Source organism: Pseudomonas sp. OA65 (assembly GCF_017498305.1).
Classification (GTDB): domain Bacteria; phylum Pseudomonadota; class Gammaproteobacteria; order Pseudomonadales; family Pseudomonadaceae; genus Aquipseudomonas; species Aquipseudomonas zanjanensis.
In genome coordinates, this window is sequence record NZ_JAGDEZ010000016.1 from 111,637 (window position 1) to 124,226 (window position 12,590).

General features: G+C 62.9%; 13 protein-coding genes. 8 read left to right on the forward strand and 5 right to left on the reverse strand.

What is annotated here, in order from left to right; genetic code table 11:
* Positions 1-17 precede the first annotated feature (17 nt).
* Positions 18-704 carry a hypothetical protein gene (locus J3361_RS15950; RefSeq protein ID WP_018607541.1) on the reverse strand — a complete coding sequence of 229 codons (687 nt, stop codon included), beginning with the start codon at positions 702-704 and terminating at the stop codon, positions 18-20.
* Between the two features lie 73 nt (positions 705-777).
* On the opposite strand from J3361_RS15950, the gene J3361_RS15955 reads away from it, so the two are divergent.
* Positions 778-1,065 carry a hypothetical protein gene (locus J3361_RS15955; RefSeq protein WP_207965389.1) on the forward strand — a complete coding sequence of 96 codons (288 nt, stop codon included), beginning with the start codon at positions 778-780 and terminating at the stop codon, positions 1,063-1,065.
* Between the two features lie 158 nt (positions 1,066-1,223).
* Here J3361_RS15955 and J3361_RS15960 read toward each other — a convergent pair whose 3' ends face one another.
* Entirely contained in the window at positions 1,224-1,697 is a 474-nt protein-coding gene (locus tag J3361_RS15960; protein ID WP_014337065.1) for a cyclic nucleotide-binding domain-containing protein, read from the reverse strand.
* A 251-nt stretch (positions 1,698-1,948) separates the two neighbouring features.
* Entirely contained in the window at positions 1,949-4,003 is a 2,055-nt protein-coding gene (locus J3361_RS15965; RefSeq protein ID WP_207965390.1) for a S9 family peptidase, read from the reverse strand.
* A gap of 135 nt (positions 4,004-4,138) precedes the next feature.
* On the opposite strand from J3361_RS15965, the gene J3361_RS15970 reads away from it, so the two are divergent.
* From J3361_RS15970 to J3361_RS16000, 7 genes are all read left to right on the forward strand, one after another.
* The gene (locus tag J3361_RS15970) at positions 4,139-4,636 is read left to right on the forward strand and encodes an MFS transporter (protein ID WP_207965391.1); all 498 of its coding nucleotides are present in this window, start codon (positions 4,139-4,141) and stop codon (positions 4,634-4,636) included.
* 32 nt (positions 4,637-4,668) lie between these two features.
* Positions 4,669-5,445, forward strand: coding sequence for a class II glutamine amidotransferase (locus tag J3361_RS15975; RefSeq protein WP_053120116.1), 777 nt, complete (start codon positions 4,669-4,671; stop codon positions 5,443-5,445).
* Positions 5,446-5,457: 12 nt separating this feature from the next.
* Positions 5,458-6,000 carry a DUF2937 family protein gene (locus tag J3361_RS15980; RefSeq protein WP_207965392.1) on the forward strand — a complete coding sequence of 181 codons (543 nt, stop codon included), beginning with the start codon at positions 5,458-5,460 and terminating at the stop codon, positions 5,998-6,000.
* A 344-nt stretch (positions 6,001-6,344) separates the two neighbouring features.
* The gene (locus J3361_RS15985; protein WP_109755848.1) at positions 6,345-7,631 is read left to right on the forward strand and encodes an MFS transporter; all 1,287 of its coding nucleotides are present in this window, start codon (positions 6,345-6,347) and stop codon (positions 7,629-7,631) included.
* Between the two features lie 77 nt (positions 7,632-7,708).
* On the forward strand, positions 7,709-8,461 hold the full coding sequence (locus J3361_RS15990) for a 5-oxoprolinase subunit PxpA (protein ID WP_207965393.1): 753 nt from the start codon (positions 7,709-7,711) through the stop codon (positions 8,459-8,461).
* Entirely contained in the window at positions 8,458-9,162 is a 705-nt protein-coding gene (gene pxpB, locus J3361_RS15995) for a 5-oxoprolinase subunit PxpB (protein WP_207965394.1), read from the forward strand. The genes J3361_RS15990 and pxpB overlap by 4 nt, the downstream gene beginning before the upstream one ends.
* Positions 9,159-10,079, forward strand: a complete 921-nt coding sequence (locus J3361_RS16000; RefSeq protein WP_207965395.1) for a biotin-dependent carboxyltransferase family protein — start codon at positions 9,159-9,161, stop codon at positions 10,077-10,079. Before pxpB ends, J3361_RS16000 begins: the two co-directional genes overlap by 4 nt.
* A 106-nt stretch (positions 10,080-10,185) precedes the next feature.
* Here the strand turns inward: J3361_RS16000 and J3361_RS16005 are convergent, their stop codons facing one another.
* On the reverse strand, positions 10,186-11,364 hold the full coding sequence (locus tag J3361_RS16005; protein ID WP_003198888.1) for a VWA domain-containing protein: 1,179 nt from the start codon (positions 11,362-11,364) through the stop codon (positions 10,186-10,188).
* Positions 11,365-11,398: 34 nt separating this feature from the next.
* A complete protein-coding gene (locus J3361_RS16010; RefSeq protein ID WP_025212404.1) occupies positions 11,399-12,244 on the reverse strand; it encodes a MoxR family ATPase in 846 nt (281 codons plus the stop codon).
* Between the last annotated feature and the right edge of the window lie 346 nt (positions 12,245-12,590).

Genomic DNA, 12,590 nt, shown 5'->3' on the forward strand with positions numbered 1-12,590 from the left:
GTTGGACAGAGTTTAGCTCAGCCCTTGAGCTTCTCGGCAATCCAGATGGTGTGGCGGGTGCCTTTGTTGCCATGGGCGAACACCTGCACCTCTTCGGCCTTGAAGCCGGCCTTCTTCAGCTTGTCGGAAAACTGCCGGTCAGCGCTGGCCGACCACACCGCCAGCACGCCCTTGGGCCGCAGGGCCTTGGCGCAGGCGGCCAGGCCACCGGCCGAATACAGCCAACTATTGGCTTTCTGGGTCAGGCCTTCCGGGCCGTTGTCGACATCGAGCATGATCGCGTCGAACCCCTGGGGTTCGGCTTGCAGCACCTTGGCCACGTCTTCCATGCGGATCACCGTGCGTGGGTCCGCCAGCGGCCGCCCGGCCTTTTCACCCAGGGGACCACGGTTCCACTCGACCACGCCGGGCACCAGCTCGGCCACCACCACTTCGGCGGTCTTGCCCAGGTGCTTGAGGGCCGAGGCGAGGGTGAAGCCCATGCCGAGGCCGCCGATCAGCACGCGCGAGCCAGGACGACCGGCGACCTTGCGGCAAGGAATCTCTGCCAGGGCGTCTTCGGAACCGTGCATGCGGGTGTTCATCAACTGCCCGCCGTCGCCGCCCTGGATCTTGATGACGAAATCTTCGCCGTACTCGAACAGGCACAGGGCACCGCCGTTGTCAGGAATGGGCGTGGTGTCGAGCAGAACGAAACGTTTCATGGAGATCTCGTAGGAGGGCAGACCGGCGCGGTAACGACTAGCCTTAAAGCAGACAATAGCCACGGAGCCATTGATGAAGTGCATCATTCTAACGGCCATTGCCCTGGCGGCGCTCTCAATAAGTTGCGCCCAGGCTCAACAACCGACGATTCCGGTCAACCCGCCGAGCATCCCCGGGTCGCCGGGCACCGCTACCCCCATGCCCTATCCGCCGGTCACGCCCAACGGCGTGCCCAAGGCCGGCCCGGGAAATGGTGGGCCGCCCTTGCTGCCGCCGATCGAAATGCCCAAGCCGCCCAAGGACCAGCCGATACCGGGCATGGAGCCGAAGCCGGTGAAGGCCAAGTCGCCGGGTGGGTAGATATGAAGCCAGTCGATGAAACAACTGAGGCACAAACCTGTGGGAGCGAGCCTGCTCGCGATAGCGTCGGATCAGCCAGCATTTATGTTGATTGGTCCACCGCTTTCGCGAGCAGGCTCGCTCCCACAGGTTCTGTGTTTCAGCTGATAGAGGTGCGGTCAGACCTGCTGCGACAACAGCTGCCCATCGGCCATGCGCAGGCGCTTGGACAGGGAGACGGCGAGGGCGCGGATGATCTTGGCGGCGATCTTTGGGGCGTCGTTGAGCATTTTTTCCAGGGAGTCCTTGCCCAGGTTCAGCAACTGGCAATCGCTGGCGGCGATGCAACTGGCCGAGCGCCGTTCACCGTCGAGCACGGCCATTTCGCCGAAGGCCCGGCCGCTGCGCAGCGTAGCGATGGTCACGGGTTGGCCGTCGGGGCCGGTTTTCTGCACGGCCACTTGGCCGGTGTGGATGATGCACATGAAGCTGCCGGCATCGCCCTCGCGGAAAATCGCTTCGCCCTCGGCGATAGCGCTGATGCTGAAATAGCCCGACGCCGCGGCGAAGTCTACAGGCAGCAACTGGTCGAACAGGCCGCAGTCCATCAGCCAGTCGCGGATTTCTTTGTTCAGTAAGGTCGGTTCTGACATGTTGGCACGGTCTTTTTCTTGTGTTTGTTGCAGGTACAGTTTGGCCCGGGTGTAAGCAGACCTCTGGGACAGGCTTTTATCTTTTGTGGGAGCAAGGCTTGCCCGCGATACAGGCGACTCAGTTCTGTCTGTCAGATCAAGCCGATGCCATCGCGGGCAAGCCTTGCTCCCACAAAGCCTTTCCCACATTGGGCTGGGTTACAGCAAGGCCATGCGCATGCAGCTAAGACCCGGCCATCCCACAGAGTTCCTCAGACCACCCCCAAAACCTTCAAGACAAATGCATATTCGAGCGCTACGTCACGCAATCCCTGGTAGCGCCCGCTCATTCCGCCGTGGCCGGCGCCCAGTTCGGTCTTGAGCAGCAGGGGGTTGTCGTCGGTCTTGGTGGCGCGCAATTTCGCCACCCACTTGGCCGCTTCCCAGTACTGCACGCGGCTGTCGTTGTAGCCGGCGATCACCAGCAGCGCCGGGTACGCCTGGGCGCTGACGTTTTCGTATGGGGCGTAGGCCCGGATCCGATCATAAACGTCCGGCTCCTCTGGATTGCCCCATTCGTCGTATTCGGTGACCGTCAGCGGCAAGTCCGGGTCGAGCATGGTGTTGAGCACATCGACGAACGGCACTTCGGCAATTGCCACCTTGAACAACTCCGGGCGTTGGTTGAGCACCGCGCCGATCAGCAGGCCACCGGCGCTGCCGCCGCTGATCGCCAGTTGCTCGGCGGTGGTAAAACCGTTGGCGATCAAATGTTCGGCACAGGCGATGAAATCGCTGAACGTGTTGTGCTTATGTTCCTGCTTGCCGGCGCGATACCAGGCTTCCCCCAGCTCGCCGCCGCCGCGGACATGGGCGATGGCAAACGCCACGCCGCGGTCGAGCAGGCTCAGCCGCGAATGGGAAAACCATGGGTCGAGGCTTTCGCCATAGGCACCGTAGCCGTACAGGTACAGCGGCACCGGCCGGCCGAGGTCTTCGCGCCTGACCACCAGGCTGATGGGCACCTGGGTGCCGTCCGGCGCCGTGGCCCAGAGCCGCTGGCTGACATAGGCGTCGGCATCGAACGGCCCCAGCACCGGGGTTTGCTTGAGCACCACCTGGGCGCCGCTGGCCAGGTCCAACTGACGGATCTGCGCCGGACGGTTCAAGGCCTCGTAGCGCAGGCGAATGCGATCGCTGATGAATTCCAGGCTGTTCTGCACATGCAGGCTGTAGGCCGCGTCCGGCAGTTGCACCCGATACGCCGGCAAACCCTGGGGATGCACCTCGATGATCGGCAGGCCGCCTTCGCGCAGGCTCAAGGTCATGGCCCCGGCGTTCAGGCTCAGGCCATCGATCATCACCGTGTCGCTGTGGGGGATCAGGTTCTGCCAGTCGGCCTCGGTTGGTGCCACGCCGGTGTCGGCGGCCTGATACAGGGCGAAGTTGATCCCGTCGCGGTTACTGCGGATCAACCAGGTCCATTGGCCATCGAGCAGGCCGTGGTCGACGTCGTATTCGTGGTTTTCCACCCGTGGTGCCAGGCAGGTGAAGGGCTGTTGCGGTTGTGCGGCGTCCAATACCCAGACTTCGCTGGTGGTCTTGCTCCCGAGGGACAGGATCAACTGCTTTTCCGAGCTCGAACGATAGCAATGCAGGAAGAAACGTCCGTCCGGCTCATGGAACACTTCTTCGGCGGCCGTGCCATCCAGGCGATAGCGCCAGAGTTTGTGGGGGCGGTGGGTGTCGTCCAATTCGCCAAAAAACAGCGTCAGGCTGTCGTTGGCCCAGGTCATGCTGCCGTCGCAATTGTCGAAGGACAGTTCACTGACCTTGTCGTTGGACAACTCCTTCACGAACAGGGTGTAGATCTCATCGCCCGTGGTGTCCAGGCTGTAGGCCAGGCGCTGGTGGTCGGGGCTGATGCTGAAGGCGCCCAGGGCAAAGAAACCGCCGCCAGCCAACGTGTTCGGGTCCAGCAGCAGTTGTTCGTGGCTTTCGTCCACGGTCAGGCTGTCGTCGGTCGGGCGCGGGCAACGGTAATGGCGTGGGTATTCGTCACCGGCGGTGGTGCGGGTGTAATACAGGTACGGGCCCCAGGGCGAGGGCAGCGACAGGTCGGTCTCGAGGATCCGGCCCTTGATTTCCTGGAACAGGGTTTCGCGCAGTTCGGCCTGATCGGCGAGTTGCGCCTCCTGGTAGCTGTTTTCCGCCTTGAGGTAGTCGAGCACGGCGTCGGTGTCGCGTTCCTGCAGCCAGGCGTACGGGTCAACACCGGCGTCCCTGCGGGCGATCGGGGCGTTGGAAACGTGGGCAGATAGGGACATGAAAGGCTCTCGAACGTTGTACGAAAAGGGACACGCGGCCTGGACAGAAGCCACCACACAGGCCATTCGCCAGACGCCGGGGCAGCCTGACGCGCGAAAAGCCGTTACTATAAGCGTCTCTTTGCCTGCCTTGCCATGGACACCATGACCGAGAATGACTATCTGATCGCCTGGGGCCTCTACGCCTTCGCCGCCCTGGGCTGCCTGCTGGTGTGGATGCGCATGACGCGCTGGATGTGGCGCTGGTTGCGTGAGCCGCTGCGCTTGCTGATGGCGGTGTTGCTGTTCAGCCCCACTGTCGTCGACCCGGTGAAGGACAAGGTTGCCCCGGCCTTGGCCATTGTCGCCCTGGACATCTTGTTCAAGGTCGGCAACAACGTCTGGCGGGCGGCGTCCGACCTGCTCATGTACGGCATGATCGCCTTCGGCCTCTACTTGATTTTAGTGCTGATCCGCTTCCCCATCGAGCGGGCCGCCAACGCGCGCAAGGAAAGGGCTGCCGCCGCCAAAGCCGCCGCTGCGGCCGATGAGCCGGAGGATGAGCCACCATTCGGCGTGGCCGGGGATGACCGTTACGGTCGCCCACCCGTGCCGAGCAATCCCCAGCGTTCGCGTATCGAACCGCGCCTGTAAGCAGGCCTGCCCCTTGAAGCGAGAGTTCGAGCATGTGTGAGTTACTGGGCATGAGCGCCAATGTGCCGACCGACATCGTGTTCAGCTTCACCGGGCTGATGCAGCGCGGCGGTAAGACCGGGCCGCACCGGGACGGTTGGGGCATCGCCTTCTATGAGGGCCGTGGCCTGCGCCTGTTCCAGGACCCGGCCGCCAGCAGCGAATCGGAAGTGGCGAACCTGGTGCAGCGTTATCCGATCAAGAGCGAAGTGGTGATCGGGCATATTCGCCAGGCCAACGTCGGCAAGGTCTGCCTGTCCAACACCCATCCGTTCGTGCGTGAGTTGTGGGGCCGCAACTGGTGTTTCGCCCACAACGGCCAGCTCGCCGATTTCCAGCCGGGCGTGAGTTTCTACCGCCCGGTGGGCGACACCGACAGCGAAGCGGCTTTCTGCGATCTGCTCAACCGCGTGCGCCAGGCCTTCCCCGAACCGGTGGAAGTGGAACAGTTGCTGCCGTCGTTGATCGAGGCCTGCACCGAATACCGCAGCAAAGGCGTGTTCAATTGCCTGCTCAGCGATGGCGACTGGCTGTTCTGCTATTGCTCGACCAAACTGGCCCAGATCACCCGTCGCGCGCCGTTCGGCCCGGCGCGGCTCAAGGATGTGGACGTGATTGTCGATTTCCAGGCGGAAACCACACCCAACGACGTGGTCACGGTGATCGCCACCGAGCCTTTGACCGAAAACGAAACCTGGACCCGCTACGAACCGGGCCAATGGAGCCTGTGGCGACGCGGCGAATGCGTCAGTCACGGCCGGACCGAATAAGGACGTCACGCTATGTTGCTCAGTTATCTACGGCTGGTGTTGTTCGCGGTGGGCCTGTTGGTTGGGGTCCAGGTGCCGGGATTCATCAATGATTACGCCAAGCGGGTCGAGGCTCACCTGATCGAGGCGCAGACCGGCCTGAAAGGTTTCCAGGGCACCGCCAACCAGTTCTTCAAGGGCGACATGCAGGCGCTGGTGGCCCATTACCGCGCCAGCGAAGATCCGATCTTTCGCAGCGACGCCGACAGCCTGAACACCTTGCTCGTGCGCCAGCAGGCCTTGGACAAGCAATTCCAGGCCATGCAAGGTCCGTGGTACATCCGCCTGCTGCAAGTGGCGCTGGCTGCCGATCCGGACATCCGCAAGGAAACCTGGAACGGCTACAGCTACCAGATCCTGCTGACCCCCGAAGCGATGATCTGGGGCATCAGCGGCGCGATGTTGCTGTCGTTCGGCCTGGAATGCCTGTTCCGTCTGATCGACTGGGTGGTGCTGGGCGGCAAGCGCCTGCGCCAGGGCCGGCCGATCGAAGAGCGCGACCTGCGCGGGCTGTAGCCGATACTGACCGCGCAAGCTGTTGTGGCGAGGGGATTTATCCCCGTTGGGCTGCGAAGCAGCCCCCCATTGCAGTCAATTGAATGATCCTGCCTGATGCATGAGGCGGCCTTGTTGGGGGCCGCTTCGCGCCCCAGCGGGGATAAATCCCCTCGCCACAACTGTGTTCATTCAGTTTAGGCAATGTCATTTCCTTGTCTCTGCTCTGCCCAATCAAATTTTTCTTATGACCCAGCCAAGGTTTTATTCGTTGGACGGGATCGGCCGCGCGCTCAAGAATCGGGGCAACGGTCTCCACGTCAGCGTCGTCGAGACTCACAACAATAAAACCGTGGAGAACCACCATGAGTGCACCCGACACGCTCGGCGTCCCCCAACCCCAGGCCCGTTCTGGCCCGTTCGATTGGTATCGCAACATCAACCAGCAGGAACGTCGCACCTTCTGGAGCTGCAAGATCGGTTACGCCCTGGACGGCATGGACACCCAGATGCTCAGTTTCGTGGTGCCGACCCTGATCGCGATGTGGGGCATCACCACCGGCCAGGCAGGCCTGATCCACACCAGCACCTTGATCGCGTCGGCCATTGGCGGCTGGGTGGCGGGCATTCTCTCGGACCGGATCGGTCGGGTGCGCACCTTGCAACTGACGGTGCTGTGGTTCGCGTTTTTCACCTTCCTGTGCGGCTTTGCCCAGAACTATGAACAACTGTTGATCGCCCGCACCTTGATGGGCTTCGGCTTCGGCGGCGAGTGGACCGCCGGTGCGGTGTTGATGGGCGAGGTGATCCGTGCCAAGGACCGCGGCAAGGCGGTGGGCATGGTGCAATCGGGCTGGGCGCTGGGCTGGGGCATGACCGCGATCCTGTACGCGCTGCTGTTCTCGGTGTTGCCACCGGAAGATGCCTGGCGCGCACTGTTCATCCTCGGCATCGTGCCGGCGGTGTTCGTGATTTTCGTCCGCCGGCTGGTCAAGGACCCGGAAGTCTATAACCAGACCAAGGCCCGGTTGACGCCGGAAAATCCGGCGAAGTTCTACGAGATTTTTGCCCCTGGCATCCTCTTCACCACCCTGCGTGCCTCGCTGCTGACCACCGGTGCCCTGGGCGGTTACTACGCCATCACGTCCTGGCTACCGACGTTTCTCAAGAATGAGCGTGGCTTGAGTGTATTGAGCACCGGTGGCTATCTGGCGATGGTGATCGTCGGTTCCTACGTGGGCTATGTCATCAGCGCGTACCTGTCGGACATCCTGGGACGCAAGAAGAACTTCGTCCTGTACGCCATCGGTTCGTTCACTATCGTCTTGCTGTACACCCAGGTGCCGGTGAGCAATAACGTGATGCTGTGGTTGGGCTTTCCCCTGGGCTTTTTCGCTTCCGGGATGTTCAGCGGCATGGGCTCGTTCCTCACCGAGCTGTTTCCTACGCGCATCCGCGGTTCGGGCCAGGGCTTTTGCTACAACATTGGCCGGGCGGTGGCGGCATTGTTCCCGCTGTTGATCGGTATCTTGAGCCAGAAGGTGCCGCTGAGCGTGGGTATCGGCGCCTTCGCGGCGGTGTCCTACGGCGTGGTGATCCTCGCGGCCCTGAGCCTGCCGGAAACCCAAGGCAAGCAGTTGGAAGCCGAGTAACTGATACCCTGTGGGGGCCTGGGCTCCATGGCTTGGCCCCACAGTCAAAGAAGAAAAAACCTACAGGAGCGTTCACCGTGAAGCGCCTGCTACTGAACTGCGATATCGGCGAAAGCTTTGGCAGCTGGACCATGGGTCTGGACGCCGAGGTGATGCCCTTCATCGATTGCGCCAACATTGCCTGCGGCTTCCACGCTGGCGACCCGAGCATTATGCGCAAGACCGTCAGCCTGGCCCTGAGCCACGGCGTGCGGATCGGCGCGCACCCGGCCTATCAGGACCTGGCGGGCTTCGGCCGGCGTTCCATGGCCTATGGCGCCCAGGAGCTGCAGGACTTGCTGCACTACCAGATCGGCGCCCTCGACGGCATCTGCCGGGCCCAGGGCGGGCGAGTCAGCTACGTCAAGCCCCACGGAGCGATGTACAACGACATGATGGCCAACCCGGCGCAACTGCGCGCGGTGATCCAGGCTGTCGCGGCCTATGACCGGCAACTGCCACTGATGCTCATGGCGACCCGGGATAACAGCGCCGCCCAGGCCCTGGGCGACGAGTACGGCCTGACCCTGTGGTTCGAGGCCTTTGCCGATCGGGCCTACGACAATGCCGGTCGCCTGGTTTCGCGACAGGCACCGGGGGCGGTGCATCACGATCCCGAGGTCATCATCGGGCAAGCCCTGACCATTGCCCGTGGCGATGCATTGACCGCCAGCGACGGCAGTGCCTTGCACCTTATGGCCAATACCTTGTGCGTGCACGGTGACAACGCCAGCTCCGTGGCGGCCGTGCAACGCATCCGCGAAGCCCTGGACCGGCAGAGTACGCCATGAAACCACGCGTGGAAGTGGTGGCGGTGGACTGCCTGATGGTGCGCCTGTTCGATGAGATCGCCGAGGCCAACATGCCGTGGATGCTCGCTGCCAGTGAGCGCCTGCGAGCGGTGTTTGCCGAGCGTTTGATCGATCTGGTGCCGTCCTACACCACCTTGATGGTGCACTACGATTTGCTCGCCCTGAACCCGGTCCAGGCCCGCGATTTGATCGACGAGGCGCTGCATAACCTCTCACCGGATGCCCGCTCAGCCGGCCAATGCCATGTGCTGCCGGTGTGGTACGACCTTAGCGTCGGGCCGGAGCTTGAACTGTTGGCGAGCCGCAGCGGCTTGACGGTCGCCCAGGTGATCCGCCGCCACAGCGAACGGGAGTATCAGGTGTTTGCCCTGGGCTTCGCCCCCGGTTTCGCCTTCATGGGGCTGGTGGACGAAGCGCTGGCTGCACCGCGCCTCGACACCCCACGCAAGCGCGTGGCAGCGGGCAGCGTCGGCATTGCCGAGCGTCAGACCGCAGCGTATCCAGTGGTTTCGCCCGGCGGTTGGAACCTGATCGGGCGCACCCCGGCCAAGTTGTTCGATCGTGAGCGTGACGGCTACAGCCTGATGCAGCCGGGGGACACGGTGCGTTTTGCCGCCGTGGACCACGCCGAATTCATCGCCCTGGGTGGCGACGACACACCGTTGGAGGCCCAGGCATGAGCCGGTTGTTGATCGAGGCCAGCACCCCGCTGTGCCTGTTGCAGGACGCCGGCCGTTTCGGTGTGAGACACCTGGGCGTGACCCAGGGCGGCGCGGCGGATTGGTTGTCGATGGCCTGGGCCAATTGGATGCTGGGCAATGACCTGGACGCGGCGGTGGTGGAGATTACCCTCGGCGGTTTTACCGTGGTGGCCGACGAGGACTGCGTGCTGGCGCTCGCCGGGGCGGACCTGGGCGCACGGATAGATGGGCAGGGCGTGGCATCGTGGCGTTTCTTCAGCTTGCGCAAAGGCCAGGTCCTGGCGCTCACCCAGCCTGTGCTCGGTGCCCGGGCCTACCTGGCGGCACCTGGTGGTTTTGATGCGCCTGCGGTGCTGGGCAGCCGGGCAACGGTGGTGCGCGAGGAACTCGGTGGCCTGGATGGGCGGGGGCGGGCGCTGAGTCGCGGTGCGCACTTGAGCTATTCAGGCACGCCGACGCCGCGTCCCATGCCGCACACGCGGATTCCGGATTTCCAGCAAGCGCAGCCGCTGGACCTGATCCTCGGTGCGCAGAATGGCGCGTTCAGCGGACGCAGCCTCTTCAATGCGTTCAACACTGCGTGGACGCTGGACAGTCGCGCCGACCGCATGGGCATGCGCTTGCTGGGCACGGCGTTGGAATATCAGGGGCCGGCGATGATTTCCGAGGGCATTCCCCTCGGTGCCGTGCAGGTGCCGCCGGACGGCCAGCCGATTGTGCTGCTCAATGATCGGCAAACCATTGGCGGTTATCCACGCCTGGGTGCGTTGACGCCGCTGTCCCTGGCCCGGCTGGCGCAATGCCTGCCCGGGGCGCAGGTGCGGTTGCGGCCGGTGGTGCAGGAGGTGGCGCATGGGCAGCAGGTGGAGTGCTTGCAGGTGTTTTTGAACAGCTGAAAAGCATCGCGAGCAGGCTCGCTCCCACATTGGATCTTCGTCGTATACAAGATCCCTGTGGGAGCGAGCCTGCTCGCGATGAGGCCCTGAAAGGCACCAAAGAACTTTACTTGGAAAGAAACCGCATCCCTTCCTCCAACCCCCGCAAGGTCAGTGGATACATCCGGTCTTCCACCAACTCGCGCACGATGTTGGTCGAGGCGGTGTAGCCCCAGGTGTCCTTGGGGTACGGGTTGATCCAGATGAGTTTCTTGTACTTCTCCATGAAGCGCTGCATCCACACATAACCGGCTTCTTCGTTCCAGTGCTCGACGCTGCCGCCGGCCTGGGTGATTTCATAAGGCGCCATGGCGGCGTCGCCGATGAAGATCACTTTGTAGTCGGCGCCGTACTTGTGCAGCAAGTCCTGGGTCGAGGTGCGTTCCGAAGTGCGACGCAGGTTGTTCTTCCACACCGATTCGTAGACGAAGTTGTGGAAGTAGAAATACTCCAGGTGCTTGAACTCGGTCTTGCAGGCCGAGAACAGTTCTTCGCAGATCTTCACATGGGCATCCATCGAGCCACCGATGTCGAACAGCAGCAACAGCTTGACGGTGTTGCGTCGCTCCGGGCGCATCTGGATGTTCAAGAGCCCGGCGTCCCGGGCGGTGTGGTCGATGGTGCCGTCGATGTCCAACTCTTCGGCCGCACCCTGGCGGGCGAACTTGCGCAGGCGGCGCAGGGCGATCTTGATGTTGCGGGTGCCCAATTCCACCTGGTCATCGAGGTTCTTGTATTCGCGCTGGTCCCAGACCTTCACGGCCTTGCCCTGGCGCTTGCCGGCGTCGCCGACCCGAATGCCCTCGGGGTTGAAACCGCCGGAGCCGAACGGGCTGGTACCGCCGGTGCCGATCCACTTGTTGCCGCCGGCATGGCGTTCCTTCTGTTCTTCCAGGCGCTTCTTGAATTCTTCGATCAGCTTGTCCAGGCCACCCAGGGACTGGATCTGCGCCCGCTCCTCGTCGGTCAGCGAGCGCTCGAACTCCTTGCGCAACCAGTCTTCAGGGATCAGCGCCTGGAGGTGATCGTCGAGTTTCTCCAGGCCGTTGAAGTACGCGGCGAACGCCCGGTCGAACTTGTCGAAATGCCGTTCGTCCTTCACCAGGATCGCCCGGGACAGGTAATAGAACTCGTCCATGTCGGCGAAGATCACCCGCTGTTTCAGCGCATTGATCAGGTCCAGCAGTTCACGCACCGACACGGGCACCTTGGCGGCGCGCATCTCATTGAACAGGTTAAGCAGCATGGCAATCGCCCTCGCCCTTGTTAAAAGAAGAGGATCAGCGGGTGCCGCGACGGCTCATGAACGCCAGGCGCTCGAGCAGTTGCACGTCTTGTTCGTTTTTCACCAGGGCGCCGGCCAGCGGCGGAATGGCCTTGGTCGGATCACGCTCGCGCAGCACCGCTTCGCCGATGTTGTCGGCCATCAGCAGCTTGAGCCAGTCCACCAGTTCGGAAGTGGAAGGTTTTTTCTTCAGGCCCGGCACCTTGCGCACGTCGAAGAACACGTCCAGCGCTTCGCTGACCAGGTCTTTCTTGATGTCCGGGTAATGCACATCGACGATTTTTTGCAGGGTGACGCGGTCGGGGAACGCGATGTAGTGGAAGAAGCAGCGGCGCAGGAAGGCGTCCGGCAGTTCCTTTTCGTTGTTGGAGGTAATGATGATGATCGGGCGCTGCTTGGCCTTGATGGTTTCGTCGGTCTCGTAGACGTAGAACTCCATCTTGTCGAGCTCTTGCAGCAGGTCGTTGGGGAACTCGATGTCGGCCTTGTCGATTTCGTCGATCAGCAGGATCACCCGCTCCTCGGACTCGAAGGCTTCCCAGAGCTTGCCCTTCTTCAGGTAGTTGCGCACGTCGTGGACCTTGTCCACGCCCAACTGCGAGTCCCGCAGGCGGCTGACCGCGTCGTACTCGTACAGGCCCTGGTGGGCCTTGGTGGTGGACTTGATGTGCCAGGTGATCAGGCGCGCGCCGAAGGACTCGGCCAATTGTTCGGCGAGCATGGTCTTGCCGGTGCCTGGTTCGCCCTTGACCAGCAATGGCCGCTCCAAAGTGATGGCGGCGTTCACGGCCAGTTTCAGGTCATCGGTGGCCACGTAGGCGCGGGTGCCTTCGAACTTCATCTGCAATTTCCTCGAACGTGTCGCCGGCCCGGCGAGGCGGGGCGCGCGAAATAAATAGCGTGCCCGACTATACCGCGAGGCCGCGCCGACTGTGAACGCAGACGCTGTATTCAGTCTCTGAATGGGGCGTCACATGTTGACTCAGTCTTGTGGCGAGGGAGCTTGCTCCCGCTCGGGTGCGAAGCGCTCGCAAGCTTTTAGGGGCCGGTCGCGGGCCACCGGGGGGGAGGGCCCTCCCCCCCCAAAACCGCAAAAATCAAACACAACCGGGGGGGGGGGGGCGGGAGGGGGCGGTGGAGGGCCTGGCCCGTTCCTGATTAAAAACTTCCCGTCCACGCGCGGGCCC

Bases quoted from the DNA above. Each gene is read 5' to 3' on its own strand.
- J3361_RS15965 (WP_207965390.1), bottom strand. From the start codon at position 4,003: ATGTCCCTATCTGCCCACGTTTCCAACGCCCCGATCGCCCGCAGGGAC.
- J3361_RS15970 (WP_207965391.1), top strand. From the start codon at position 4,139: ATGGACACCATGACCGAGAATGACTATCTGATCGCCTGGGGCCTCTAC.
- J3361_RS15975 (WP_053120116.1), top strand. From the start codon at position 4,669: ATGTGTGAGTTACTGGGCATGAGCGCCAATGTGCCGACCGACATCGTG.
- J3361_RS15960 (WP_014337065.1), bottom strand. From the start codon at position 1,697: ATGTCAGAACCGACCTTACTGAACAAAGAAATCCGCGACTGGCTGATG.
- J3361_RS16000 (WP_207965395.1), top strand. From the start codon at position 9,159: ATGAGCCGGTTGTTGATCGAGGCCAGCACCCCGCTGTGCCTGTTGCAG.
- J3361_RS15980 (WP_207965392.1), top strand. From the start codon at position 5,458: ATGTTGCTCAGTTATCTACGGCTGGTGTTGTTCGCGGTGGGCCTGTTG.
- J3361_RS16005 (WP_003198888.1), bottom strand. From the start codon at position 11,364: ATGCTGCTTAACCTGTTCAATGAGATGCGCGCCGCCAAGGTGCCCGTG.
- J3361_RS15950 (WP_018607541.1), bottom strand. From the start codon at position 704: ATGAAACGTTTCGTTCTGCTCGACACCACGCCCATTCCTGACAACGGC.
- J3361_RS15985 (WP_109755848.1), top strand. From the start codon at position 6,345: ATGAGTGCACCCGACACGCTCGGCGTCCCCCAACCCCAGGCCCGTTCT.
- J3361_RS15955 (WP_207965389.1), top strand. From the start codon at position 778: ATGAAGTGCATCATTCTAACGGCCATTGCCCTGGCGGCGCTCTCAATA.
- J3361_RS16010 (WP_025212404.1), bottom strand. From the start codon at position 12,244: ATGAAGTTCGAAGGCACCCGCGCCTACGTGGCCACCGATGACCTGAAA.
- pxpB (WP_207965394.1), top strand. From the start codon at position 8,458: ATGAAACCACGCGTGGAAGTGGTGGCGGTGGACTGCCTGATGGTGCGC.